This is a genomic window from Parahaliea aestuarii (assembly GCF_008064635.1).
Classification (GTDB): domain Bacteria; phylum Pseudomonadota; class Gammaproteobacteria; order Pseudomonadales; family Halieaceae; genus Parahaliea; species Parahaliea aestuarii.
In genome coordinates this window covers 171,777-196,215 of record NZ_VRYZ01000007.1, presented here as the reverse complement: position 1 = coordinate 196,215, position 24,439 = coordinate 171,777, and the positions used below count along the sequence as shown (strand labels likewise).

Genomic DNA, 24,439 nt, shown 5'->3' with positions numbered 1-24,439 from the left:
CGGGAAATGTCCCCTGGTCGTTCCCGCGCAGGCGGTCCGACGTACCGGAATCCAATCTCAGTAATATCCGCGAGGAAAGCAGAACATGATGCAACACCAACACAGACAGCGCCGCCAGCGCGGCTTCACCCTGATGGAACTACTGGTCGTACTGGCCATTCTCGGCCTGCTGATGAGCCTGGTCGGTCCCCGCGTCCTGAACCAGCTTGGCGGCGCCAAGTCCAAGACTGCCGGCATCCAGATCAAGGATCTGGAGCAGACGCTTGAGATGTACAAGCTCGATGTGGGGCGCTTTCCCTCCACCAGTGAGGGGCTCGAGGCGCTGGTGCGCAAGCCGGCCAATGCCGCTGGCTGGAACGGTCCCTATCTGAAATCGAACGAAGTTCCCCTGGATCCGTGGAACCGGGAATACCACTACAAGTATCCCGGCGAGAAAGCAGAAGTGGATATCTTTACCTACGGCCAGAACGGTGTGCCGGGCGGTGAAGGGGAAGATGCTGATGTGGGTAACTGGCGTTAGCACCGCATCCACTACCTCGCGCCGCAGTGGATTTACCCTGCTGGAGCTGGTCGCTGCCCTGGCGATCGCCAGCATTGTGGTGGCCGTGGCGGTACCCGCTTCGGTGCGTCTTTACGACAGCATGCGCTACCGCGAGGCGGTGCGCGATGTGATTGGCCTGCTGGTCAGTGCCCGCTACCGGGCCATTACCAGCGGCCAGCCGCAAAACGTTGAGGTGGTGCCGCGCGAGCGGCTGGTGCGCCTCGGCGGCCAGGATGTGCGCCTGCCGGAGGGTTTCAAGCTCGCGGTCGAATCTGCCAGCGAACTGAATCGCCAGGATACCGGCATCATCCGCTTCTATCCGGAGGGTGGGGCGTCCGGTGGCGGCGTTGATATCGAATCGCCGCGCGGTCGCGGTATCAGCCTCCGTATCGACTGGTTGATGGGCGGCGTGACGCAGGAAACCTATGCCGCACGCTGACGCCATATACCAGCGGCAAAGTGGCTTTTCGCTACTGGAAATGGTGGTGGCCATTGCCATCCTGGCCCTGTCGCTGGGCGCGCTCTACCAGGCCATCAGCGGCGCCACACGCAATGTCCGCACCGATGAGCACTACGCCTTTGGCGTGGAGCTGGCGCGCTCGCTGGTGGCGGACTCGGCGCAGGTTCCCATCGGCGGACGCACTACCAGCGGCAGGACCGACGGCGGTTTCCTGTGGCAGGTACAGGCGCAGCCGCTGGATTTTTCCAGCAGTGTACTGCAGGCCGGCCAGCTGCAACGCCTGGAGGTTCGGGTGGCGTGGCAGGACGGCAGTCGACGGCGCGAGATCGTGCTGGACTCGGTGGTCGAGGGCCGCAAGCAGCCATGAGTGTTGACCTGCCTCCACGCACGATGGGGCCGATGCGGGGATTCACGCTGGTCGAAGTCATGGTCGCGCTGGCGATCCTGTCGCTCATACTGCTGTCTACGATCACTGCCCTGAGAACCTTTGGTACCACCCAGGCTACCCTCGACCGCACCATCGAGCGCATCGATGAGGTGCGCACGGTCAGCAGTTTTCTGCGGGACCAGTTGGGGGCGGCATCTATTGGCCTGAATGCCAGTGGCCTGACCCTTGGCGGCGGAGTCGATGAAGGGTCATTCTTTCGCGGCAGTGCCAAATCCCTGGAGTGGAAGGCGAACATAAAGTTCGGCGAGAGCTTCGGTGGCAATTACCTGCTGCGTGTGGTGCAGCTGGACGATGAGCTGACGCTGCAATGGTTGCCGGTATCCATGAGCACCCATGACCTGGATTGGGAGGGGGCATCATCGCGTCGCCTGATTGCGGGTGTGCAGGCATTCGAGCTCGCCTACCGCACCGGATTCAGTGAGGACTGGCAGGCGGAACTGGACGCCGGCACCACACCCGCGCTGGTGCGTATGCGGATCAGCACGCGTGGCCGTTACTGGCCCGACTTGATCATGGAAGTGCCGCGCTGATGGAATACCGGCCAACTGTCATGCGTCAACAAGGGAGTCAAGCCGGCGTTGCTCTGGCGATTGTTGTCTGGTTCCTTGCAGCCATGTCCTTGCTGGCGGCGGGCATTGTGTATCAGGCAAAGGTGGATGCGAAGCTGGCCCAGGCCCATGTAGCTCGAGCCGTGGCGGTGGCGGCGGGAGACGGAGCCATACAACTGATGATGGCGCGCTTCACATCGGTGGTCGGGGATCCGCGAAATGCCCGGGGAGAACCGCCGCTACAAGGTCGATTTGCACTGGGAGACAAGCAGGTGAGCGTGAACCTGGTGCCCATTTCCGGCCTGGTGGATGTGTTCAACTCCCCGCCTCAGCTGCTGGCGGCACTGTTTGTGGCCCGGGGGGGGCTGGCGGCGGGCGATGCCAAACAGCTGGCAGACAATGTGGTAGAGTTGCGCTCGCCGATGGGCAGGCGCCGGGCGCTGGGTATGGCGAATGCCGCGGAGCTGTCGTCGCCCGAGGATTTGTTGAAAGTGCCGGGCTTCAATCGCGCGTTGCTGGATGCCATTTATGATGATATCCGGGCGGTGTCCGGCGGCAGTGATTCTCTGAACTGGGCTGCCATGCCGGAGACAGTATTGCAGGCCCTGCAGGGCGGTGGTTTTGGCCGCATTGGCAGCGGTGCGCGCGTGCCCTGGAGCCCCCGTTCAGAGACCGTATTTCGCGTCGACGCCGTGGTACATTACGGCGACCAGCGCTGGTTGCGTCGCCGCTGGTTACGATTGACCCCGGGCAACGAAAGCGACCTGCCCTGGCACCCGGTTAGAATTGAAGCGCCAAGGGCGCTGGCAAAAGGTAGTAAAGGCACAGAGCATTGAACGTCGAAACCACCGGTCAACAATGGCAGCTGTTTGGCTACGACGTCAGGCATCTCGGCCAGTACTGGCAGCGCGCCTGGGCGGAGTTCCTGTGGGGCGATCACTCGCCGGTGCGCGCGCGCCTGGATGAAGTGGTGGAGTTGCAGGGCGAATCCGGCGCGCAGTGCTTCCACAGCGGTGTTCCGGTAGCGGCGCAGCAGGCCGAGTGCCGGGCCATCCTGTTGCCCGAATCGCTGGTGCTGTTTCGAACCCTGCGCCTGCCGCGAGCCGCGGAAGCCGAACTCGACGCTGTAATGGCGCTGGAGGTCAGCAGCAACAGTCCCTTCCCCGCCCAGGACACGGCATCGGGCTGGAGTCTGCTTGCGCGCAACGATACGTCGCTGCAAGTGCAGCTTGCCATCACCTCCCTCAGCGCCGCCATGACCTACCTCGGTTCCCGCTACGACATCCACGATGTAAATGAGCGCGAGGTCTGGGCGCAGTCGGGAGAGCGCCCGATCGTGTTGCGCGGCTTTGGCGAGGGGCATCGCCTGGCGCGCTACAAGCGTCGCCTGCTGCGCATGGGCGGATTTGTAGTGATGGCAGTTCTGCTGCTGCTGGCAATTCTGCTGGTCTCCGTGGGCGGCAAATTCATGGAGATGCAGCAGTACCGCGAGCTGTCCGAGCGCGTCACCGCAGAGACGCGCGAAGCCGCCGAATATCGCGAACTGCTGGCCGCGGCCAACCAGACCATCACCAGCGTGGACAAAGTCTCCCGCCAGTACCCCAATCCCCATGTGGAGCTGGCCAGGCTGACAGGCCTGCTCGGTGACGACGCACACATTGTCGAACTTTCAGTGCGCGGGACAGAGATGCGCCTGCGTGGCCGCTCTACCGACGCCGCCTCAGTGATAGAAAAGCTGACATCGGTGCCGGCCTTTTCCGAAGTGTCGGCCGAGCAGGGCGGCATTACCAAGCTCGGCAACACCGGGCTCGAGCAATTTTACGTGACGATTCGATTGCGCGAGGAGCAGGGGGCATGAACTGGTTTCGCGACAACCCCCGCGACGCCATATTTGTGCTGCTGACACTGGCATTGCCGCTGGTGTTGCTGTTGATGCTCATTTTCAGTTTGCTGGGCATGCGCGGCGACTACCAGGGAGAGATTGAGCGCCTGGAGCCGCGGGTGGCCCGCCTCATGGGTTTGAAGAATCAGGAATCGGTGCTTACGGAAGCGGCCGCCCAGGTGGACTCGGGGGTGCTCGGCCTGGTGTACCCGGTGACCGACGACCGGGCCTCGGTCGCCGCTTCCCTGCAGAAGAATGTTCGCGATATCTTCGCCGACGCGGGCATGACGATCAGCAGTAGCCAGATGCTGCCTTCGCGGGAAGATGACGAACTGGAACACATCCCGGTGAAGGTGACCGTGGTTGGCGGGGTCGATGCACTCGATATAGCCCTGGCGGAGTTGTCCAATTACCACCCGCTGCTGATGGTGGAGTCGATGGAGGTCTACCCCTCCCGCGGGCGCGCGGCGCGCGGCGCACCGGACACCCAGGAGATTACGGCGACGCTGCAAATCCTGGCGCTGAGGCAAAACGGATGAGTGGGCTTAACCTGCGTGTAATCCAGTCCCGCTACCGGGGTCTGTCGGATCCGCTGTTGACCGAGCGCCGCCTGGAGTTGGCTGTACTGGTGGTTGCGGCGGTGTTACTGCTGCAGTTGGCCCTGACGGCGGCGGACTTGCTGTTGCCGCCGAATCCGGATCCGGTGGCGCCTGCGGCCGATTCGCTGGTGGTTGGCAGCATTGAAGAGCGCGCCAGGGTGAATGGCGAGCAGAGCGCCGCGATTCGCGCCCGGCCACTGTTCTTCCCCAGTCGCCGGCCACTGGAAGCGGAGCCCGTAGTGGCGCAGCAGCCCGAGCCGGAGAAGAAGGCGAGTACCAAGCGGCCCGACCTGAAAATTGTCGGGGTCTTTGGCGCGGGTGATATGCAGGGCGTTATCGCGCTGCACAAGAACAAACTACAGCGACTCTACCTCGACGATAACATCGAAGGCTGGGTGCTCGGGAAAATCGAGGGTGGCCGCGCCACACTGAATAATAACGGTGATTCCTGGACCGTGGTGCTCAAGCGTACCGACACCGGGATCACCGCCGTCAGTCAACCGGAGCCCGCCGCCGAGGCGGCCGGGAACCAACCGGATACCGGCAATGCAGTTCAGACCACTGTCCCCGAGGAAGATGGTCTGGTGCTGGGTGGCCGGAGATAATCGGGACCAAGGAACGAAAGGAATGCATATATTTCCGCGGGTCGTTACGCCGCTGCTGCTCACGCTTTGCCTGAGCAGTTGTGCGTTGTTCGAGAACCAGTACAAGGGCTCTGCGCCGCAGTTGCCGGATGCGGATGTGCCGGCGGGCAGCGAGTCCCCGCCCAAGGGTGTCGCCCGGTCCGCCAGCGAACTGGCTGAAATGCAGGCTCAGGAGCGTGACCGGGTTGACCCGGTAATGTACCGGGGCACCGACCGCCAGTTTAATCCGCCGAAGAAGGCCGAGCAGGCCAAGCTGATTGGCGACGCCGTCAGCCTCAATTTCGAGGAGGCGCCGCTGGGCGAGGTACTGCACGCGGTGATGGGCGATATTCTCGGTCTGGACTACATCGTCGATCACCCCGTGCAGGGCAAGGTCACCCTGCGCAGTCGCACGCCAATACCCCGCGACCAGTTGCTGCAGGTGCTGGAATCCCTGCTTAAAGCCAACAACGTGCTGATGGTGCGCGACAGTCAGGGGCGCTATATCGTGACCGGCTCGCAACAGGCTACACGGCTGTCGCCCGAGCTCTCCAGCGCCGGCAACCGGGGAACCGGCTTCAGCACCATTGTGGTACCCCTGCGCTATATCAGCGCCGCCAATATGGCCGAGATTCTGGCGCCGGTAGCGGAAGAGTCCGCCTTCCTGCGCGTGGATAACGTGCGCAACCTGCTGATGCTGGCCGGTACCCAGACCCAGCTCAGCGGCTGGCTGGATATGGTGAACACCTTTGATGTCGATATGCTCAAAGGCATGTCGGTGGGCCTGTTTCCGCTGGAACACAGCGGGGTCGAGGAAACCGCAGAAGTGCTGAACGGCATGCTCAATTCGGGCGGGGAGAAGGGTGATTTCGCACAACTGGTGAAGATTATCCCGATCAAGCGACTCAACAGCCTGATGGTCGTAACGCCGCGCGCGCACTATCTCGATACCGTCGACCAGTGGATCAAGCGCCTCGATGCCGCGCCGGACGATAACTTTGCCAAGCGCCTCTATGTCTATCCGGTGCAGAATACCACTGCGACCCGCCTGGCGGATTTGCTGCAGAGCATCTATACCGGCGCCAGTAGCAGTGGCGGCAGCGGCGGCTCAGGTGGCTCCGCTTCCTCCTTCGGGCAGGGCGGGGTCGCGCCCGGGATGAGTACGGAATCGATCGGCGGCGAAGGCCTGAGCGGGCCCGACGCCTTCAGCAATACCGGCCCGGGCAGCAGCGGCGGCAGTACTGGCGGAGTTGCCGCGGTGGTCGACTCGGGCAATCCCGAGATCGATGACGTTCGCGTGGTGGCTGACGACGAGAACAATGCCCTGATGATCTACTCCACGGGCAAGCAGTTCGACATCATCGCTGACGCACTGCAGCGTCTCGACGTGGTGGCGACCCAGGTGATCATCGAGGCCAGCATTCTCGAGGTACAACTGACGGACGAGCTGCAGTACGGCCTGGAGTGGACCTTCAACGGCGGCGTTGGCGACGGTTACACCGGCGTCGGCCAGTTGGCGGGTAATGCCGGCGTCGGGCCGGCAATCGCCAACGGCTTCTCTTATGCCATCAGCGATTCCCTGGGGGATATCCGCGCGGTTCTGAATGCCCTGGCCAAGGACCAGCTGGTGAATGTGATCTCCACGCCATCGGTGATGGTGCTGGATAACCACGAGGCCTACATTCACGTGGGCGACCAGGTGCCGGTTCGACAGGGGTCCTTTGTCCAGGAAGGGGGCACAGTGACGGAGAACTTCCAGTACCGCGATACCGGGGTCAAGCTGACGGTGAAGCCCTCCGTCAACGCCGGGCGCCTGGTGACCATGGACGTGGAGCAGTCGGTCACTGACGTGGGTGCGCCAGATGATGCAACCGGCCAGACCACCTTTCTCGAACGCAATATCAAAAGCCGTGTGGCGGTGCGCTCGGACGAGGCCGTGGTGCTGGGCGGCCTGATTCGTGAGAATTCATCGGAAACCGATTCCGGGGTACCCTTCCTGCATCGACTGCCGGTGGTCGGCGCACTGTTTGGTACCACCAACAGCTCCAGCCGCCGCACCGAGTTGATCGTGATCATTACCCCGCGTGTCATCTCCAGTGAATCGGAGCTGCGCGACGTCAGCCGCGAACTGCGTTCCCGGGTGCGTGCGCTGGAATTGATTCGCGGCCCGGCCCAGCCAGAAGAGTAAAACCTGTGCTCGTCTCGGTGCATATGCCCAAGACTGCCGGGCTGAGCTTTCGTGCCGTTCTGGAGGATGCCTATGGTGGCGGCTTCCTGGCTGATTACGACGACTACCCCCTGGCCGCCAGTCCGGATCAGCGCCTGGCGGTGTCGATCGATTACGCGCTGCGTGCCCGGGCGGATGCGTTTGCCTCGGTTCGCTGTGTGCACGGCCATTTTCTGCCGCTGAAGTACCTGCTGCTGGGCGACGATATCGAATGCCGCTTTGTCACCTGGCTGCGGGAACCGGTGGCGCGCCTGGTGTCTCACTATCATTACTGGTCGCGCCACTACGAGCCCGATGCCGATAGCACCAGTTCCCTGCATCGCAGGGTGATTGAGGAGGGCTGGACGCTGGAACGCTTTTGCCTGGCGCCCGAGCTGCGCAATGTCTACAGCGAATTTTTGCGCGGGTTTCCCCTCCGGTTTCTGGATTTCGTGGGGATTAGTGAGTTTTACACAGAAGATTTGCGTGAATTTTCCACAAGGTTTCTGGGTCGGCAGGCGGAACCGATGGTGCTGAATGCAGCCTCAGTGCGTTACCGGGCCGAGGACATCCCCGCGGGGCTTCGCCGCCGTGTGCGTGCCTACCACCGCCAGGATGTGGAGCTCTACGAACACGCCCTTGTGCTACGGCAGCGGCGCCAATGTGCAAGTGCTGCGTTTTAGCCTATGCGCAGGGGTGGGGTATCCGTATAATGCCTGCCCTTTTCCGGGGCTAATTGTTAAGGGATTCAATATGTTATCCAATACCGCCACGTACCGGCCCGCGCTGCTCATGGTCTTTGTGGCCATGCTGCTCGGGGCTTGTAGCGCACTGTCACCCCAACCCAGGACCCTGTCCCCCGAGCAAATGGCGCAGCTGGAAGAGCGTGTGCGCGGGCGCTGGCAGACGATCATCGACCGCGACTTTGAAGCGACCTATGACTACGCTTCACCTGCTTACCGAGCTTCCTTTCCCAAGCAGCTGTTTGTGAAACAATTTTCCTATACGGTCGAGTGGCAGTTGACAGGCCTTGAAATAGTTCACTATGATGCTGGCGCAGCTGTGGCAAGTGTGGCGGTTCGGGTCATGTCCAAACCGACCAAACAAACTCTGGTTTCAGCTAAATTTGGCGCGCTTCCTTCTACCTTCAGAGAGCAATGGCTGCTGGTGGATGGTCAGTGGTGGTACAGTGCCAACATTTAGGGGTTGTCAGGTTGACAGCTAGCTGCAGTTAGCAATAATAGCGCTAGCAATCTCTACATTTGGTTGTGAAGTAAAACACATTAGGAGTCTCCTCTTATGAATGCAAAGTTTAAGCCCTTGGGTATTGCCGCAGCCGTTGCTGCAGCTTCTCTGGGTTACACTGGCGTTACCTCCGCGCAAGACAAAGCGGGTAACGACCTGGGTGACCTGGCGCTGATCCCCTATTACTCTGTGCGCGACGGTTTCGTAACCGGTGTTCACATCACCAACACTTCTGACCTGACCCAGGTTGTTAAAGTGCGTATGCGTCGTGGTACTGACTCCATGGACGCCCTCGACTTTAACCTGGTTCTGTCTCCGAAAGACGTATGGACCGGCTTTATCGCGGCTGAAGGCGACGACGTCGTGTTCAATACCACCGATAACTCCTGTACCGCTCCGGCTACTACCAACGGCAAGTTCGTTATGCCCGGTATCTACCGTGAAGACGCGGATGAAGGTTACATCGAAATCATCGGCATGGGTTCCGCCGACGATTCCCAGCCGATTTACACCTCTGCCCTGCACGATTCCGATGGCGTGCCGGCTGACTGTGATGCGGTTCGTGACAACTTCTTCCGTGGCGGCGTTGCCACCACCAAGAAGGGTGTTATCGATGGTCTGACCTCTGTTCAGCGTCTGGACTCCACCAAAGCGACTCTGGGTCTGAACACCTACGCCGACACTGGCGATGCGCTGAAAGTGTCCTACTTCCTGCGTAATGCCGAGCGCGGCACCGAGTTCGGTAACAGCGCTACTCACATCACCGGCTTCCTGGCTCAGCCTGCGATCACCAACCAGCAGTCTGGTCTGTTCAGCGGCGACCTGCTGGGCTTCGACTACCCTGACCTGGCCGGCGGTATCCCCCAAGCTGCGGGCGGCAATGAAAACGACCGCTTCCAGATGCTGCGTGCCAACCTGGGTGGCGAGTCAGTGATCAACGACTGGTCCGCCAACACGGCCCTGAACGTGAACACCGACTGGGTTATCACCTTCCCCGGTCAGTACACCATGCTCAATCTGCCGGCCTACTTCGCCCAGCTGATGACCGCTGGTCTGGAAGGCGAGAACAAGGTGGTTTGTGCTCCTGGCGCGACTTTCGGTGCGACTGGTGGTCCTGGCACCGATACCCCGCTGACAGTGACTGGCTGTGACAACCGTGATATTCCTGCGATTGCCACCTTCGATGTCTACGATCGTGAAGAGCAGACTATCTCCCAGCCGGAAGGCGGCCTGGTAGTTTCTCCGCAGATCCCGGGCGCCGTAGTTCAGACTGAACTGCCCTTCGAAGTGAACGTGGTTCAGTGGGGCGATGCGCCCGTACTGGGCAGCGAGAACTCCGATATTGTGGTTGAGACTCCCGAAGGCGCAAACTTTGGTTGGGCCGAGTTGTCTGTAGCAAGTTCCTTAGCCAAAACTCAGGCAGTTTGTGAAGCAACTGCTGGCAGTGCAGGCGTGAACATCGCTAACGGCTCGGCTGCGATTGCAACTGCGATTGCTGCCTACGTTTGTGATACCACTGATGTTGTCAAGAATGAGATTCCGAAGATCGGCTTTGTAGCCTGGGAACGTAACTTCCCGAGCAACCCGGCCGCCACCTACGGTCGTATCATCGAGCACTCCTACGTGACTTCCAGCTAAGTCCGTCTCCGAAGCGTAGCGCCCCGGCGCTACGCTGAGGTAAAATCCAAACCGGCACCTCAGGGTGCCGGTTTTTTTTTGCAGAGGTTTTTCTATATGCTTTCACGTTTACTCGCTATGTCCCTGTTGCTGGCCTGTACCGCGCAACTCCAGGCCGAACCCCTTATCCGAGATGGTGATGTCACCATTTCCCGCGCGGAATTCGAGCGGATTGTCGCCGGCTGGAGTGGAGAGATGCGTAGGTCGGCGGCCAACGATGAAGGCGACCGCCTGGAATTGATCGGCATGGCGGTGATGAACAAGCGCCTGGCCCAGTCCGCGGAAAAGATTACCGAACAGGACGATCCCGATGCCTACTGGGAGTTGCGTTTCAAGCAGCAGCGCGTGAATAGCAACTTCATGGTCAAGCGCTTCGTGGATACCCTGGAAATTCCCGACATGTCAGAACTGGCGGAAGAGCGCTATACCACCGAGAAAGACAAGTATGCCCTGGTGCCCGAGCAGCGCCTGACCTCCCATATTCTCTTTGTGTGCCCCCCCGGCCAGTGCGACAGGGAGCCTGTGCGCGAGCAGGCGCGGGACGTGCTGCAGCAACTGCGTGACGGCGCAGATTTCGGGGAAATGGTGGAGAAGTATTCCGGCGACCCCGGCTCCAAAAAGAAGGGCGGCCTGTATGACAAGTGGTTCCGCCTCGGGGAAAAAGGCGTTGAGCCGCGCTATACCGGTGGCGCTTTCGATATTGCCGAAGAAGGGCAGTACTCTGACCTGGTAGAGACCCAGTTTGGCGTGCACATTATCCGCCTGGATGGCATCAAGCCTGAGCACTACCTGCCCTTTGAGGAAGTGAAGGAGAGGATTGAGCGCGCTCTCGGCGCAGAATTCACCAAGCTTGCTATGACTGACTTCGAGCAGAGCATGATGATCACCGAGGACGCCAGAATCGACGGCAGCGTCATGGAGGAAATCTTCGCGCCCTATAAAACCGACGACTGAGCGGCGCACAGATGACGGATTCGCAACCACAGCGGCACTTGCTGCTGGTCACCGGCATGCACCGCTCTGGTACGTCGGCGCTGTGCGCCGCCCTGGCCGCTGCCGGTGGGACCTTTGGCGACCACCTGATTGCAGCCATGGCCGGTGTCAATGACGAGGGCTTCTGGGAAGATGCCGAGGTCGTCGCATTGAACGACAGACTGTTGGCGGAACGCGGCGCGACCTGGTACAGCCTCGCTGCCGGCGTCGATGCGGCCCGTCCGGATCACAACGACGGCCTGCTGGCCGAGGCAGCAGGCATCCTGTCCCGCGGCTTTGGCACGGGGCCCATCGAGGTGGTCAAGGACCCGCGTTTCTGCCTGACGCTGCCGTTCTGGTTGCAGGCCTGCGACACGGCGGGGCTACCGGTGACGGTCTGCATAGCGACCCGGGCACCGCTGGAGGTGGCCCGCTCGCTGCAGCGTCGTGACGGCTTCCCGCTGGGCTTTGGCCTGCGCCTGTACAGCCACTATCTGGATCGTCTGCAGAGTGATTTGCCAGAGGTGGCGCACTTTGTCCCCTATCCCGCCCTGACCGGTAATGCACAGGAAGCGCTCCAGCCCCTGCTGGCTGAACTCGGCCAGTCCGGTGTCTCCGTTGCGGATGCCAGTGGCGCAGTGCGTTCCGAGCTACGCCATCATGTGGCTGGCTCCGATGAGGGTTTGCTGGCGATTGCGCCGGGTGGCAGGGTGGATATTGCCGCCTTGAATGATGAGATAGAATCCCGTTACCCGCAGCTCACCACGTACAGCGAGCTGGCAACGGTGGTCGCAGCTCGCGGCGCCGAACTTACTGCCCTCGGCGAGTCCCACAGCCAGGCACTGGCGACGATTGCACAGCGCGACGAAGAGATTGATCAGTTGGGCGCAGAATACCGCGCCGCCATCGATACCATCGCCGAGCGTGACGGACAGATTGCCGAGTTCGATCGCCGTCTCGCCCGCACCGGGCAGGAACTCGCGGAAGCCATGGCCACCGTGACCGAGCGCGACGAACAGATCGTGGAGTTTGATCGCCGCCTGCACGAAATCGGCGAAATGCACCGTCACGCACTGGATACTGTAGAAGCGCGTGACGCGCGTATCCAGGAACTCAACGAGCGCCTGGAGCGTATCTATAACCTTCCCATTGCCGGGTTGATCATTCGCCGGCTAAGAGCCAATGCCAAAGGTTGATATTGTCATCCCCGTCTACCGGGGGCTTGAGGAAACGCGAAGCTGTATCGAGTCTGTTCTGGCCACCACGGCCGGGGAGCGGCTGGTACTGGTCAATGACTGTTCGCCGGAGCCGGAGATTACACAGTACCTGCGCGAGCTCGATGCTGCGCACGACCGTGTATTGCTGTTGGAAAACGCGGAGAACCTCGGTTTTGTCGCCACCGCCAATCGCGGCATGGCGGCGGGGCCGGACGCTGACGTGCTTCTCCTCAACAGCGATGTGGAAGTGGCCAACGACTGGCTGGCCCGCTTGTGTACCGCGGCTTATTCGCAGCCGAAGGTCGCTAGCGTTACGCCCTTCGCCAACAATGCCACCATCATGAGCTTTCCCAATTTCTGTGAGGACAACGAACTCCTGTTCGGCCTGTCCCTGGCAGAATTGGACCATGCCTTTGCCCGGCGCCCGCTGGAGGGCAACCTGTGGCCAATTCCCTCCGGTGTGGGTTGCTGCATGTACCTGCGCCGTGACTGCCTCGAGGCCGTGGGCCTGTTCGACCTGGAAACCTTCGGCCGCGGTTACGGCGAGGAGAACGACTGGTGCCAGCGCGCGCACGCTGCGGGCTGGACCAACTACCATCTCGGTAATTGCTTTGTGTATCACAAGGGTGGCGTGAGTTTCGCCGCGGAGCAGAGTCCGCGAATTGCCGCTGCCATGGAAATCCTCGATGACCGCTATCCGCACTATCACAGTACCGTTCAGCGCTTCATTGGTGAGGATCCGGCGCGCATAGCGCGCACAGAGGTGTTGTTCGACCTGGTCGCGTCCCTGGCCAGGCCCAAAATTGTGGCTATCTCGCATAAACTGGGTGGCGGCGCCCAGCAGCATGTCGATGAACTGGCGCGCTACTACGCCGGTGACGCGTTGTTTCTGCAGCTAACGCCCGAGCGCTCTGGTAAATCAGTCGCGCTGAGCATTTTCAGCGCCGGTGAGCGCCTGAAAGACGGCCTTCAATTTGATATCGACAGCGAATACGACGAACTGGTCCAGCTGCTGCGCGAGCTGGGCGTCGGGCACGTCCATTTCCACCATACGATGGGCTTGCCACCGCGCCTATGGCTGTTGGCCGAGGCCTTGGACTGCCGCCACGACCTGACGGTTCACGACTACTATCTGGTCAATGGCAACCCCACGCTGACGGACCGCGACGCCCGCTATGTGGACCCTGTCGACAGTGATTTCGATCAGCGCTGCGCGACGCATTACCCGCTACCGGAGGGGGTAACGGCATCACTGTGGCGGGAAAACCAGCAGTTGCTGATCGGCGCTGCCCGGCGGGTGATTTTTCCTTCCGCCGATTGCGCCCGCCGGTTTTGTCACTTCTACGATATTGAAACCCCTGTGGTGGCCTGGCACCCGGATTATCTCCTGTCACAGCCCTATCCCGCGCCGCAGTGGTCCTTTGATGGCGGCCGGCCCCTGAAGGTGCTCGTCGTCGGAGCCATCAGCCGTGAAAAAGGCGCGGATGTTATCGAGGCGGTGGCCAATGCGCTCGCCAAAGAGGGCATCGAATTTCATCTCCTGGGGTACGCCTACCGCGCCCTGTCGGAACAGGTGGTCACCCATGGCCCCTACGATAATGGTCGGGTGTACGAACTGGTCGGCGACATTCAGCCCGACGTGGTGTGGTTCCCGGCGCTGTGGCCGGAGACCTACAGTTATACCTTGAGTGTCGCCCTGCACATGGGCTTGCCGGTGGTGGTTCCGCAACTCGGCGCCTTTGTTGAAAGGGTGGCCGGCAGGCCGCTGAGTGCCGTCCTGCCCTGGGATACCACCACTGCCGATTGGCGCACTTTCTGGCTGGCTGTCCGGGATGACAGGGCCTTTCCGGGCTTACCGCAGGTTTCGTCGGAGCCGCCGGGTTGCGCCATCGATCTGCAGTTCTATCCGCAAACGTATCTTTCGGGGCTCACCGGTAACGCGGCCAGACTTTCAGACGATACCCTGGCCCGCTTCGCTCGCAAGTTACACCTGGGGCTGCCACAACTTTCCCGCAAAGAGCGGGTGCTGGCCCGCATCTGGAGCCTGGCGCGAACCCCCCTGGTAGCGAAGATGGTTTCCGTCGTGCCCTTCCGTGTGCAGCGAGCGATCAAGCGTCGACTGTCATCGCGGCCCATGCACGAAATCATTCGCTAGCCTTGAGTGCCTGGTGCCTACGCTATTGATCAGAGAGCAGAGAATTGAAACCCACTGTCTACCTTCATATTGGTGCACCGAAGACCGGTACATCGAGCCTGCAAAGTGCGCTCAGCGCTTCTGCAGGCAGCCTGCTGAAGCAGGGCGTGCTGTACCCGGCCAAGTGCCGCGAAGGTGATGCCCACCACGTCCTGGTTTGCGACCTTATTGCAAAATACCAGCCCCACCCGATGCCGGATGTCTGGTATGGAACCTTTCCCAGGGGAACGGCCTGGCAGGCGCTGGAGGATGAACTGGCCAGCCACCAGGGCGCAGTAGAGAAAGTCATTCTTAGCTCTGAGCTGTTTTTTGGCCAGACCCACCACCTTCCGCGCATACTGGATGACATCCGCACGGCCCTGGATGGCTACGATGTCAAGGTGCTGATGTACCTGCGGCCACAGGATCAGCTTTACAGTTCCTTCTACAATCAGGATGTCAAAGGCACCAGGCAGTGGAGTGGCAGCGCCTATGAGTTCTATGAAACCCATCAGATATTCCTGAAGGACTATTTCCAGCTGGTGTCGGAGTGGGGTAGTGCCTTTGGGCCGGACAATATCATCCTGAGACCATTCGAATCGGGCCAACTGATTGGTGGGGACATCCTGGCCGACTTTTGCGACCTCATGGGCATACCGTCCTTGAGTGGCAATGCCGGCGAAAGCCGCAACGATGCGCTGGGGGTTACCCAGTTGTATATCAAGCGCTGCCTCAATGTAACCAGATTCGACAAAAAACTGAACGACCAGGTCGTACAGCGCATCCAGCGCCTGTGCCCTGAAGAACCGCCGCGGGATGTGCTGTACATAAACCGCCGCCTTTACAACCGCTATTGCCAGAACTGGGAAGCTGCAAATCGGGAGATATCAAAGCAGTTTCTGCAAGGTAAACCGCTATTCAGTAAGCCCTTTGCCATGGCGCAGAATACCCAGGCCTTTTCTGTCAACAAACTCAGTGTCCTGGCCTTTATCGAAGCCCTGATGAAGCAGATTGAGCGGACGGATTTTCAGGAGCTGGCTTCAATTTTTGCGCGCGGTGTGCTTTACCTCATCGCCGATCAGAACATCTGGGATAGTCTGGATCGCAGGGTTGTAGAGCGGTTGGCCGCTCTTTCCAGAAATAATCAATAGTTATTGGTGACATGATGACAGCAGCATTAGTGCCGAATGAGAGCTGAGCTCGGGAGGAAGGAAATACCCGACGCGAGCGTTAGCAACCGCGTTGACTGGCGTGCCGCCATCTTCAATCGTCGCATGCTCGCCTGTGTATTCATCGGCCTCGCCTCTGGCATGCCGCTGTATGTTCTCTACCAACTGGTGCCGGCCTGGCTGCGGGATGAGGGCGTATCGCTGACGGAAATCGGCCTGTTTTCCCTGGTCGGCATTCCCTACACCTGGAAATTCCTGTGGGCGCCCTTTATGGATCGCTACCGGCCACCCCTGCTGGGGCGGCTGGGGCGGCGTCGGGGCTGGATGTTGTTCACCCAGCTTGCGCTGCTGTTCTCGATCGGCGGGCTGGGTCTGTTCCAGCCGCAGTCGGCAACGCTGGTGATTGCCTGGGTGGCCTTTGCCGTCGCCTTTTTCAGCGCCAGCCAGGATGTGGTGCTGGACGCTTTCCGCCGCGAGATTCTGCCCGATGCCGAGCTGGGCCTGGGCAACTCCATCCATGTGCAGGCCTACCGGATATCGAGCCTTGTGCCGGGTTCGCTGTCGCTGATTCTCGCCGACCTGATGCCCTGGGACAGTGTGTTCTGGATCACCGGCGCCTTCATGCTGGTGGGCATTGCCATGACGCTGGTGGTGCGTGAGCCGGACTCGGAAGTGCCGCTGGGCGGCGGGCTGCGCGCAACGGTGGTGGCCCCCTTCGTGGAGTACCTCCAGCGCAAGGGGTGGCAGCCCCTGCTGGCGGTGCTGGCCTTTATGTTCCTCTACAAACTGGGGGACAACATGGCCACAGCGCTGGCCACCCCCTTTTACCTGGACATGGGCTTTACCAAGACCGAAATCGGCCTTGTCGCCAAGCACGCCGCCCTGTGGCCGGCCATCTTTGGCGGCCTGCTGGGCGGGGTGGTGATGATCCGCGTCGGCATCAATCGCAGCCTGTGGCTGTTCGGCGTGGTTCAACTTGTCAGTATCCTGGGCTTTGCCGTGCTGGCCGCCAGCGAGGCCCATCTCTGGCTGCTGGCGCTGGTGATCGCCTTTGAATACCTGGGCGTGGGGCTGGGCACGGCGGCCTTCACTGCATTTATCGCAAGGGAGGCGAGCCGGGCCTTTGCCGCGACCCAGTTCGCCCTGTTCACCGCTCTCGCGGCGTTACCGCGCACCTTCGCCAATGCCAGCACCGGCGCCATCGTCGAGGAGACCGGCTGGGTAAGCTTCTTCCTGCTTTGCGCTGTGCTGGCTGTGCCGGGTATGCTGATGCTGTTGTGGGTGGCGCCCTGGCGCCGGGCGGGCACGCTTGAATCAGCCGTTTAATCCGCAGTCAGCCATGGTATATACTGCCGAGGCATAGCATTTTATTGGCAATGTTGTGCGCTATAAATCGATAGGTACCCCAGAATAATTACGATGCCAGCCCACTTTCCCCCAATCCAGCAATCCGCCTTATGAATCAGGCCGTGCGGACGATGCCCGAAGCCGGCCAGGCAGCAGACGCAGGCCCTGCACGACTGGTTGCCATACTCGGCATGCACCGCAGCGGCACCAGCTGCCTGACCGGTTCGCTGCAGGGCGCGGGCCTGTTCCTCGGCGAGTGCCATACCTGGAACCCCTACAATCGCAAGGGCAATCGCGAGAACCAGGCTTTTGTCGACCTGCATGACACGATTCTGCAGGACAATGGCGGTAGCTGGGACAGTCCTCCAGCGCATCCGGTCTGGGGGCCCGAACATCAGGCGTCAGCCCGGTCATTGCTGGCGGAGCACGCCGGCGCCGGGATTCTGGGCTTCAAGGATCCGCGGGCGCTGTTGCTGTTCGAGGGCTGGAAGACGATTTTCCCCCACATCGAAATGGTCGGCATTTTTCGGCACCCCGAGGCGGTGGCGCGCTCGCTGCACCACCGCAGCGAAATGCCGCGGCAGAAAGCGTTGGCATTGTGGTATCACTACAATCGCGCACTGTTGTTCCAGTATCGCCAGCACCGCTTTCCGGTTCTCTGTTTTGATCGCGATCCTGAGATTTTCCAGCAGGAGGCGACTGAACTCGCGAAGTGGCTGCGTCTGCCGGACCAGCCGAAAGCGTCGGACTTTTATGAGGAATCACTGAAACAGTTTTCCGAGGTACATACCGCAGGCCTGCCCTGGCGGGTGCGGTGGCTGTATTGGCAACTGCAGCGGGTGAGTAGAAGGGGGTTGAGCGGATGTTGAGGAAGCTGCTGCAACGGGCTGATCTGGGTGGTGATGCCCTTGCCCCCGCTCCACCGGTGATCAGTATCGTCGTGATTGTCTACGATATGGCGGAGCAGGCCGAAAAGACGGTGCGCTCGCTGTTCCTCGACTATCAGCAGGGCGTACATGCCGAGGACTACGAAGTCATTGTGGTTGAGAATGAGTCGCCGCGCCCCATGGCAAAGGCATTCATCAATAGTTTGCCTGCCAATTTCCAGTATCACTACCGCGTCGACGCCGAAGCCAGCCCGGCCGCGGCCATCAACTTTGGCGCCCGGCAGGCGCGTGGGCAGCATATCTGCGTCATGATTGACGGCGCGCGGATGCTGACCCCGGGTGTCGTTCGCAACATGCTGCTCGGCCACCAGTTGTCGCCGCGGGCGGTGGTTTCCGTGCCCGGCTACCACCTGGGCGCTGAACTTCAGCAACTCGCAGTCAACAGCGGCTATTGCAGCGCCGAAGAGGCGCGCCTGCTGGCTTCTATCGACTGGCCGCTGGACGGCTACCGCCTGTTCGATATCAGTTGCTTTAGCGGCTCCTGTGCTCCAGGATTTTTTTTGCCCAACAGCGAAAGCAACTGTATCAGCCTGCCCCGTAATTTGTGGCAGGAACTGCAGGGTTTTGACGAACAGTTCGACCTCAGCGGCGGCGGCCTGATCAATCTCGATTTCTACAAGCGTGCCTGTGAGCTGCCGGGTATCAAGCATGTTATCTGCATTGGCGAGGGCACCTTCCACCAGTTCCACGGCGGTGTAACCACTGGCGGGCAGGCGACGGAGGCGCGTAACGCCTATATCGAGGCAGCCAGGGCCCAGTACCGTGAAATACGGGGTGCAGAATTTGTCAGTCCGCAAACCCAACCCCTGTTTCTGGGTGAAATCTCTGCCAACGCCATGCCTTTCCTGCAGGAGTCCATAGCCCGTGTGGATTGTTTGCGAGCGCTGGTTCCGGAAAAAGTGCCCGCTCCACCGCTGGTGAGAGTGGCTGACGCATAGGCTGGCGACAGTGCCGGGCCGGTTTGTTGGCCGCGGTGATCTCGTCGTCCTGATTTTCAACCCCTGCAATTGAAGCCAATATGAGCGATTTACTGTATTTCCCTCCCTCTTTGCAGCGCTTTGAACCCAAGCGCATGGTATTCAGCACCTGGGTGGACCATCTGCCATTTGCCTATGACCTGGTAGAAGCCATTCGGCCAAAAACCGTGGTGGAACTGGGGGTGTACAATGGCCTGTCTTTCTTCACGTTCTGCCAGGCCATGGTGGAGAACGATATCGATGGCGTCGCCTACGCCATCGACTGCTGGGAAGGCGACGAGCACACCGACGCCTATGACGACTCCATCTTCAAGGATGTGCAGCAGCATGCCCGCGAGCACTACCGCGGTATTACCTACCTGATGAAAATGTTCTTCCACGAGGCGCTGCGGCATTTCGAGGAAGACAGTATCGATCTGCTGCATATCGACGGCCTGCATACTTACGAGGCGGTGAAGGAAGATTTCGAGTCCTGGTACCCGAAGGTCAAGCCGGGCGGTATCGTGCTGTTTCACGATGTCATGGCACGGATCAAGGATTTTGGCGCCTGGAAGTTTTTTGAGGAGTTGGAAGGCTCCCACCCCGAGACCTTCAAGTTCAACCACGGCTTCGGCCTGGGTGTGTTGCGCAAACCCGGGGGTGAGCGGCCGGATCTGCCTTTGCTCAACCTGCTGTTTTCCGGTGACGAGCACAATATCCAGAAGCTGCGGCAAACCTATGTCCACGCCTCGCATTTCCTGGAAGCGCGGCGCCAGGCCAAGCGCTTCAAGGAGCTCACCTCGGGCAAAAACAAGGGTGGCCAGGGCAAGCAGGCCGGCGGGCAGTAGGAGCACCCGGAATCACCCGGTAAGATGAGTACCCTCGCCTTTGTCAGGAAAATCGTGGTGGTTCTGTTGGCCCTTCTGCTGGTTGCCTGTGGCCCGTCAGAGACAACCGGCGGGGAAGTGGCGCAGTCGCCCAATGTGCTGTTCATCCTGCTGGATGATCTCGGTCTCAACGATGTCGGTGCCTTTGGCGGCAGTACCGGCCTTACACCCAATATTGACCGGATTGCCGCAGCCGGGGTGCGCTTCAATCGACACTACACCGACAGTACCTGTACTGCGACACGGGTCGGCATACTGACCGGGCTCGATCCCGCTGCTCTCGGTTTTCGCCCCAATGGCGCCGGTATTCCAACGGAGGTGGAAACCCTGCCCGAACGCCTGCGGGAACTTGGCTACACTACCCACCACATCGGTAAATGGCACGCCGGATCCACCGCGTTGCCAGCCTGGCCTCTGGCTCAGGGCTACGATACCTTCTTCGGCTTTCTGGATCAGTTTCTGCTGCGCGGTCCACACCCCGACGGCGAACTCCGTGAGGGGCGGCCCACTTATCGCGATCCCTGGTTGCAGGAGGGCAACAACCACCCTTTACAGTACAAAGGGCATCTTTCAGAGATACTGAGCCAGCGTGTGCTGGATTTTATCAAGGCGCGCAAGAATGATGGTCGGCCCTGGTTTCTCAGTTATTGGACCTACGGCCCGCACACGCCGCTTGAGCCGATGGGAGACTTCGCTTTGCGGCATCCAGATACACCCCGCGGCCGCTACCTTGCCCTGGTGGAGCAGACCGATGCATTGGTCGGGAAGGTGATCGAGGCGCTGGATGCTCGCAACCTCGCTGAGAATACCCTTGTCATCATCGCCAGTGACAACGGTGGAACTGCCCGACAGTACCCCAGCAACCTGCCCTTTAGCGGTACCAAGGCCCAGTTTCTCGAAGGGGGTTTGCGGACGCCGATGATGATGCGCTGGCCCGGTCACTTGCCTGCCGGCAGGGAAGTTGACGGCATTGTTTCCTACAAGGACTACATCGGCACCCTGGTGCAGTTGGCTGGCGGTGACTCTTCTGCGAAAGGAAGGAATGACCTGCTGGACACGGCTCGTGGCATGCCTGTAGTGGACAGGCCGCTGTTCTGGGAGTCGTCGAACTACTTTCTCAATAGCTGGAGTGCGCTGGATGCCGGCGGAAACTGGCGGCTTACCAAGTCCATTGACAACAGCCTCTTTTTGTTTGATCTGTCTGAACCTGGAGTGGAGCGCGCTGTAGAGGTCAGCGAAAAGCCGGCCCTGGTACGGCAAATGCGCAGTGATTACCGCAACTGGCGCACGGGGTTGCGCAAGGTGGATGTCGTGGCGGAGCAAGCAGGTAAGGGCCTGCTGTTGAGAGGAAATGACTTCCAGCGCAGCCCTGGTAGCGAGGGATGGAGTATGGCACTGGCACTGACACCGGCAGCTGCCTCTGCGCCCGAGGAGGTGCTGGCGGAACAGAAGGAATTCTGGACCTTACGCCGCAGCGGGGGAAAGCTGCATTTGTCGCTACTGGGCATGTCACTGCAAGCACCAGAGCCGGCGCCGGGTATCTGTACCGAAATTGTCATCAGTCATTCTATGACGCGCGCCAGTATTGCCCCGTCTTTCCGGCGGGGATTGCTGGATATGTTCTACGATGGAGAGCCTGTCGCCTCAAGCCGGACGAAGGAGCCGCTGGCGCTGGCGCCAGACGTTGCATACAGTAACCCTACCTACCTGGGTCAGAGTGCGGAACAGGAACAGGTGTTTAGTGGCGAACTGGGTATGCCGGTTGTACTCAATGAGCGCCTTGTCAGCAGGGACAAGGCGAGCCCGGATTTGCGCAACGGCGTACAATCCATCGACGGCACTCTGTGCCCCCGCTCTCAATAAGTACGCCATATCTGGATTTTCAGTATGAAACTCAGCGTTGTCCTCATTGCCTACGATATGCAGCGGGAAGTGCCCCGAAGCCTGCAGTCACTGGCGCCCAACTACCAGTTGGATGCCAGGTCACTGGATTACGAAGTCATTGTCGTGGACAACGGTTCTCCCCAGCCACTTTCACTGGATAGCAGCGACTATTCGGGAATGTCACTTGACCTGCTGCGCATCGATAAAGCGAGTGCCTCCCCTTGCGCTGCGCTCAATCTCGCTGCTAGCCGGGCAAGGGGGGACATTCTGTGCATCATGATAGACGGTGCCCACATGCTGACACCCGGTGCTTTTCAGTGGGCTCTGCGCGCCTTTAGTGCCTTTGAGCAGCCTGTCGTAGCCACCCGCTACTTCTATCTGGGTCCCGGCGAGCAGCCGGAGACTATCCAGCAGGGCTACGACAAAGCACGTGAGGATGCTTTACTGGAGCGTATCGGATGGCCGGGAGAAGGGTATCGTCTGTTTGAAGTGGGAACGCCCCTGGGTCTCGGGTCTGACCGGGTGACCTGGTTCAATCGCATGTTTGAATCCAACTGCCTGTTTCTGCACAGGCACCTTTATGAGAGCCTTGGGGGGGTGGACGAACGTTTCGATCTTCCCGGCGGCGGTTTCGTGAACATCGACCTGTACAAGCGGGCCGTGGAGAGTGAGGGCAGTACCCTGGTGCAACTGGTTGGAGAGGGTAGTTTTCATCAGTTGCACGGTGGCACCACGACCAACAGCAGCGATGAACCGCGGCGCCGGCGACTCGATCAGTTTCGATCCCAATATCGCCAGTTGCGGGGCCACGACCAGCTGGTTTCTGATCGGCCTTTGAATTTCATGGGGCATTTACCCAGCCAGGCGTCAAAAATCCATCTGCGTGATCGCAGCCAGGCCAGCAAGTAAAGGACGGAGGCAAATAATCGCCATGAGCCAGAGTGTATTGGCGTCCATCATGGATAGTGAGACTGCGAGTGATGTCGCGGCGGCGCTGGCAGCCGATGACTATCCCGGTGCCATAGCGAGGCTGGAAAAGTTCGCCTCGCGCGGCGAGAACCCGGCTTTGGACCAGCGTATTCTCGATCTGCGAATTGAGGCCTTCCAGCGTATGCAGTGGCCAGAGAACCCACTGCAATGGCCCCGTGAATTCGAGGCCCCCAGACAGGCCGGTAAACTGGCAGACATCGATGCCAGTGAACTGGATATTGAAACACTGAAGTCCGGTGTGTTCGGCAGTGGCGGTTTGATTGTCAGGGAGCTGGTTGAGCCCGGTCAGGTTGCGATGTTACGCGAAGGCATCGACTGCGCGTTGGCCGCTCGCCATGCCGCTGTCAAAGGCGAGGCGACCGAGGTGGATCGTAGCTGGTATGGGCGTTCCAATTCCGTGGCCGGTGGCCCGGTGCAGTTTGGTAACCTCGGAAAACGGACGCCGGCGGATTCGGGCTCGGTCTGGGCAGTGGATTCGCCGCGCATGGCGCTGCACCTGATAGCCCTGTATCGAGAGCTGGGGTTGCCGTCGTTGCTGGAAGGTTATTTCGGTGAAGCCGCTCTGCTCTCCGTCAAAAAATGGGTGCTGCGCAAGGTAAAGCCCAATCCGGGGCAGGTGGCTGGCTGGCATCAGGACGGCCGTTTTCTGGGGGAGGACATTCGCACTGTGAATATGTGGATTGCGCTCAGCGACTGTGGCGGCGACGCCGCCGCACCGGGTATGGATATCATCCCGGCGTCGCGTCGGGTGATCCACGAAACGGGCACAGCGGGGGCGGATTTCGATTGGACGGTCGGGCCCGGCCTGGTTGCCGGGATTGAAAAATCCACGCCGGCTGAAAATCCCCGTTTTCGCCCCGGGGATGCGTTGTTTTTCGACGAATTCAACCTGCATCGAACCGGCTTCGCCTCACACCACACCGAGTACCGCTATGCCGTGGAGTCCTGGTTCTTTGCCGCCTCACGGGCACCGCACAAACAGCAGCCAGTGCTGTTCTGAACCCTCAATAGCAGCACCTCCAGGCGGGAGATTATCTTCAGATGCAAGCATCCATAAGGCACTTTGTTCAGCTGTGTGTTGATCACTTGCCTGTTCGAACGCCGGTCTACGAATTCGGGGCATATCAGGTAAGCGGCTCCGAGGTCGAAAACCTGCGGCCGCTTTTTCCGGGAGCTGAGTACATCGGCGCCGATATGCGTGAAGGCCCCGGGGTGGACTGTATCCTGAACCTGCATGATCTTGAGTTGGACTCCGGGATTGTAGGCACTGCACTTTGTCTGGATACACTGGAACATGTCGAGTATCCCCGCAAAGCGATGAGCGAGCTATTCCGGGTCCTTGAACCGGGCGGTATGGTTGTTATCAGTTCAGTGTTCGATTTCCCCATTCACGATTACCCCAATGATTTCTGGCGCTTTACACCAGAGGGTTTTCGTTCACTGCTTTCAGGGTTCGCCGTCAGTGCTGTCTTCAGTTATGGCAAGAGTGAGGTCTCGCCACAGGTTGTTGTGGGAGTCGGTTTTAAAGAGCAGGCGCCGAACATGGATGAGTTTCTAAAGGCGGCTGAGCACTGGTCAAAATGGTACTCGGGTATCGCGAGAAAACTCAGTGCCGAAGGTAGTACGGGATAGACAGCCTCCCGTCCCCGCGGCTGCCGGACAATCAAA

The 24,439-nt window shown here is 60.3% G+C and carries 24 protein-coding genes; all 24 read left to right on the top strand.

The features are described 5' to 3' along the window. Nucleotides 1-85: 85 nt before the first annotated feature. Nucleotides 86-520, top strand: coding sequence for a type II secretion system major pseudopilin GspG (gene gspG, locus FVW59_RS15855; protein ID WP_342779708.1), 435 nt, complete (start codon nt 86-88; stop codon nt 518-520). Then, nucleotides 501-980, top strand: coding sequence for a pilus assembly FimT family protein (locus FVW59_RS15850; protein WP_148065337.1), 480 nt, complete (start codon nt 501-503; stop codon nt 978-980). The genes gspG and FVW59_RS15850 overlap by 20 nt, the downstream gene beginning before the upstream one ends. Further along, the gene (locus FVW59_RS15845; protein WP_148065336.1) at nt 967-1,368 is read left to right on the top strand and encodes a type II secretion system protein; all 402 of its coding nucleotides are present in this window, start codon (nt 967-969) and stop codon (nt 1,366-1,368) included. Before FVW59_RS15850 ends, FVW59_RS15845 begins: the two co-directional genes overlap by 14 nt. Beyond that, on the top strand, nt 1,365-1,979 hold the full coding sequence (locus FVW59_RS15840; protein ID WP_148065335.1) for a prepilin-type N-terminal cleavage/methylation domain-containing protein: 615 nt from the start codon (nt 1,365-1,367) through the stop codon (nt 1,977-1,979). Before FVW59_RS15845 ends, FVW59_RS15840 begins: the two co-directional genes overlap by 4 nt. Before the next feature lie 20 nt (nt 1,980-1,999). Continuing rightward, nucleotides 2,000-2,833: a hypothetical protein gene (locus tag FVW59_RS15835; RefSeq protein WP_148065334.1), complete on the top strand. Its 834-nt coding sequence runs from the start codon at nt 2,000-2,002 to the stop codon at nt 2,831-2,833. Next, complete coding sequence (locus FVW59_RS15830; protein ID WP_148065333.1) at nt 2,830-3,855, top strand: type IV pilus biogenesis protein PilM; 1,026 nt, start codon at nt 2,830-2,832, stop codon at nt 3,853-3,855. The genes FVW59_RS15835 and FVW59_RS15830 overlap by 4 nt, the downstream gene beginning before the upstream one ends. Then, entirely contained in the window at nt 3,852-4,418 is a 567-nt protein-coding gene (gene gspM / locus FVW59_RS15825; RefSeq protein ID WP_148065332.1) for a type II secretion system protein GspM, read from the top strand. Before FVW59_RS15830 ends, gspM begins: the two co-directional genes overlap by 4 nt. Next, nucleotides 4,415-5,083: a hypothetical protein gene (locus FVW59_RS15820; RefSeq protein ID WP_148065331.1), complete on the top strand. Its 669-nt coding sequence runs from the start codon at nt 4,415-4,417 to the stop codon at nt 5,081-5,083. The genes gspM and FVW59_RS15820 overlap by 4 nt, the downstream gene beginning before the upstream one ends. Nucleotides 5,084-5,105: 22 nt before the next feature. Beyond that, entirely contained in the window at nt 5,106-7,289 is a 2,184-nt protein-coding gene (gene gspD, locus FVW59_RS15815) for a type II secretion system secretin GspD (protein WP_148065330.1), read from the top strand. A 23-nt stretch (nt 7,290-7,312) separates the two neighbouring features. Continuing rightward, nucleotides 7,313-7,990 carry a hypothetical protein gene (locus FVW59_RS15810; RefSeq protein ID WP_187275927.1) on the top strand — a complete coding sequence of 226 codons (678 nt, stop codon included), beginning with the start codon at nt 7,313-7,315 and terminating at the stop codon, nt 7,988-7,990. Between the two features lie 70 nt (nt 7,991-8,060). After that, nucleotides 8,061-8,510, top strand: coding sequence for a hypothetical protein (locus FVW59_RS15805; RefSeq protein ID WP_148065328.1), 450 nt, complete (start codon nt 8,061-8,063; stop codon nt 8,508-8,510). A 96-nt stretch (nt 8,511-8,606) separates the two neighbouring features. Beyond that, nucleotides 8,607-10,190, top strand: coding sequence for a hypothetical protein (locus tag FVW59_RS15800; protein ID WP_148065327.1), 1,584 nt, complete (start codon nt 8,607-8,609; stop codon nt 10,188-10,190). 96 nt (nt 10,191-10,286) lie between these two features. Beyond that, nucleotides 10,287-11,183, top strand: coding sequence for a peptidylprolyl isomerase (locus FVW59_RS15795; protein ID WP_148065326.1), 897 nt, complete (start codon nt 10,287-10,289; stop codon nt 11,181-11,183). Nucleotides 11,184-11,194: 11 nt separating this feature from the next. Continuing rightward, nucleotides 11,195-12,397, top strand: coding sequence for a sulfotransferase family protein (locus FVW59_RS15790; protein ID WP_148065325.1), 1,203 nt, complete (start codon nt 11,195-11,197; stop codon nt 12,395-12,397). Further along, on the top strand, nt 12,384-14,573 hold the full coding sequence (locus FVW59_RS15785; RefSeq protein WP_148065324.1) for a glycosyltransferase: 2,190 nt from the start codon (nt 12,384-12,386) through the stop codon (nt 14,571-14,573). The genes FVW59_RS15790 and FVW59_RS15785 overlap by 14 nt, the downstream gene beginning before the upstream one ends. A 44-nt stretch (nt 14,574-14,617) precedes the next feature. After that, entirely contained in the window at nt 14,618-15,742 is a 1,125-nt protein-coding gene (locus tag FVW59_RS15780; protein ID WP_148065323.1) for a hypothetical protein, read from the top strand. A 36-nt stretch (nt 15,743-15,778) separates the two neighbouring features. Beyond that, complete coding sequence (locus FVW59_RS15775; protein WP_148065322.1) at nt 15,779-17,086, top strand: AmpG family muropeptide MFS transporter; 1,308 nt, start codon at nt 15,779-15,781, stop codon at nt 17,084-17,086. Between the two features lie 131 nt (nt 17,087-17,217). Further along, nucleotides 17,218-17,976, top strand: coding sequence for a sulfotransferase family protein (locus tag FVW59_RS15770; RefSeq protein ID WP_148065321.1), 759 nt, complete (start codon nt 17,218-17,220; stop codon nt 17,974-17,976). Next, complete coding sequence (locus FVW59_RS15765) at nt 17,970-18,992, top strand: glycosyltransferase (protein ID WP_148065320.1); 1,023 nt, start codon at nt 17,970-17,972, stop codon at nt 18,990-18,992. The genes FVW59_RS15770 and FVW59_RS15765 overlap by 7 nt, the downstream gene beginning before the upstream one ends. An 80-nt stretch (nt 18,993-19,072) precedes the next feature. After that, the gene (locus tag FVW59_RS15760; protein WP_148065319.1) at nt 19,073-19,858 is read left to right on the top strand and encodes a class I SAM-dependent methyltransferase; all 786 of its coding nucleotides are present in this window, start codon (nt 19,073-19,075) and stop codon (nt 19,856-19,858) included. A gap of 24 nt (nt 19,859-19,882) precedes the next feature. Then, a complete protein-coding gene (locus FVW59_RS15755; RefSeq protein ID WP_148065318.1) occupies nt 19,883-21,760 on the top strand; it encodes a sulfatase family protein in 1,878 nt (625 codons plus the stop codon). 24 nt (nt 21,761-21,784) lie between these two features. Further along, nucleotides 21,785-22,690, top strand: coding sequence for a glycosyltransferase family A protein (locus tag FVW59_RS15750; protein WP_148065317.1), 906 nt, complete (start codon nt 21,785-21,787; stop codon nt 22,688-22,690). A gap of 22 nt (nt 22,691-22,712) precedes the next feature. After that, on the top strand, nt 22,713-23,771 hold the full coding sequence (locus FVW59_RS15745; protein ID WP_148065316.1) for a phytanoyl-CoA dioxygenase family protein: 1,059 nt from the start codon (nt 22,713-22,715) through the stop codon (nt 23,769-23,771). A 41-nt stretch (nt 23,772-23,812) separates the two neighbouring features. Continuing rightward, the gene (locus tag FVW59_RS15740) at nt 23,813-24,403 is read left to right on the top strand and encodes a methyltransferase domain-containing protein (RefSeq protein ID WP_148065315.1); all 591 of its coding nucleotides are present in this window, start codon (nt 23,813-23,815) and stop codon (nt 24,401-24,403) included. Nucleotides 24,404-24,439 lie beyond the last annotated feature (36 nt).

What these genes read in the sequence shown, in the direction of transcription:
- FVW59_RS15850 (WP_148065337.1), top strand. Translation starts at nt 501, where the DNA reads ATGTGGGTAACTGGCGTTAGCACCGCATCCACTACCTCGCGCCGCAGT.
- FVW59_RS15750 (WP_148065317.1), top strand. Translation starts at nt 21,785, where the DNA reads ATGAAACTCAGCGTTGTCCTCATTGCCTACGATATGCAGCGGGAAGTG.
- FVW59_RS15820 (WP_148065331.1), top strand. Translation starts at nt 4,415, where the DNA reads ATGAGTGGGCTTAACCTGCGTGTAATCCAGTCCCGCTACCGGGGTCTG.
- FVW59_RS15775 (WP_148065322.1), top strand. Translation starts at nt 15,779, where the DNA reads ATGAGAGCTGAGCTCGGGAGGAAGGAAATACCCGACGCGAGCGTTAGC.
- FVW59_RS15760 (WP_148065319.1), top strand. Translation starts at nt 19,073, where the DNA reads ATGAGCGATTTACTGTATTTCCCTCCCTCTTTGCAGCGCTTTGAACCC.
- FVW59_RS15805 (WP_148065328.1), top strand. Translation starts at nt 8,061, where the DNA reads ATGTTATCCAATACCGCCACGTACCGGCCCGCGCTGCTCATGGTCTTT.
- gspM (WP_148065332.1), top strand. Translation starts at nt 3,852, where the DNA reads ATGAACTGGTTTCGCGACAACCCCCGCGACGCCATATTTGTGCTGCTG.
- FVW59_RS15770 (WP_148065321.1), top strand. Translation starts at nt 17,218, where the DNA reads ATGAATCAGGCCGTGCGGACGATGCCCGAAGCCGGCCAGGCAGCAGAC.
- FVW59_RS15755 (WP_148065318.1), top strand. Translation starts at nt 19,883, where the DNA reads ATGAGTACCCTCGCCTTTGTCAGGAAAATCGTGGTGGTTCTGTTGGCC.
- FVW59_RS15740 (WP_148065315.1), top strand. Translation starts at nt 23,813, where the DNA reads ATGCAAGCATCCATAAGGCACTTTGTTCAGCTGTGTGTTGATCACTTG.
- FVW59_RS15745 (WP_148065316.1), top strand. Translation starts at nt 22,713, where the DNA reads ATGAGCCAGAGTGTATTGGCGTCCATCATGGATAGTGAGACTGCGAGT.
- FVW59_RS15800 (WP_148065327.1), top strand. Translation starts at nt 8,607, where the DNA reads ATGAATGCAAAGTTTAAGCCCTTGGGTATTGCCGCAGCCGTTGCTGCA.
- FVW59_RS15810 (WP_187275927.1), top strand. Translation starts at nt 7,313, where the DNA reads ATGCCCAAGACTGCCGGGCTGAGCTTTCGTGCCGTTCTGGAGGATGCC.
- gspD (WP_148065330.1), top strand. Translation starts at nt 5,106, where the DNA reads ATGCATATATTTCCGCGGGTCGTTACGCCGCTGCTGCTCACGCTTTGC.
- FVW59_RS15785 (WP_148065324.1), top strand. Translation starts at nt 12,384, where the DNA reads ATGCCAAAGGTTGATATTGTCATCCCCGTCTACCGGGGGCTTGAGGAA.
- FVW59_RS15840 (WP_148065335.1), top strand. Translation starts at nt 1,365, where the DNA reads ATGAGTGTTGACCTGCCTCCACGCACGATGGGGCCGATGCGGGGATTC.
- gspG (WP_342779708.1), top strand. Translation starts at nt 86, where the DNA reads ATGATGCAACACCAACACAGACAGCGCCGCCAGCGCGGCTTCACCCTG.
- FVW59_RS15845 (WP_148065336.1), top strand. Translation starts at nt 967, where the DNA reads ATGCCGCACGCTGACGCCATATACCAGCGGCAAAGTGGCTTTTCGCTA.
- FVW59_RS15790 (WP_148065325.1), top strand. Translation starts at nt 11,195, where the DNA reads ATGACGGATTCGCAACCACAGCGGCACTTGCTGCTGGTCACCGGCATG.
- FVW59_RS15795 (WP_148065326.1), top strand. Translation starts at nt 10,287, where the DNA reads ATGCTTTCACGTTTACTCGCTATGTCCCTGTTGCTGGCCTGTACCGCG.
- FVW59_RS15835 (WP_148065334.1), top strand. Translation starts at nt 2,000, where the DNA reads ATGCGTCAACAAGGGAGTCAAGCCGGCGTTGCTCTGGCGATTGTTGTC.
- FVW59_RS15765 (WP_148065320.1), top strand. Translation starts at nt 17,970, where the DNA reads ATGTTGAGGAAGCTGCTGCAACGGGCTGATCTGGGTGGTGATGCCCTT.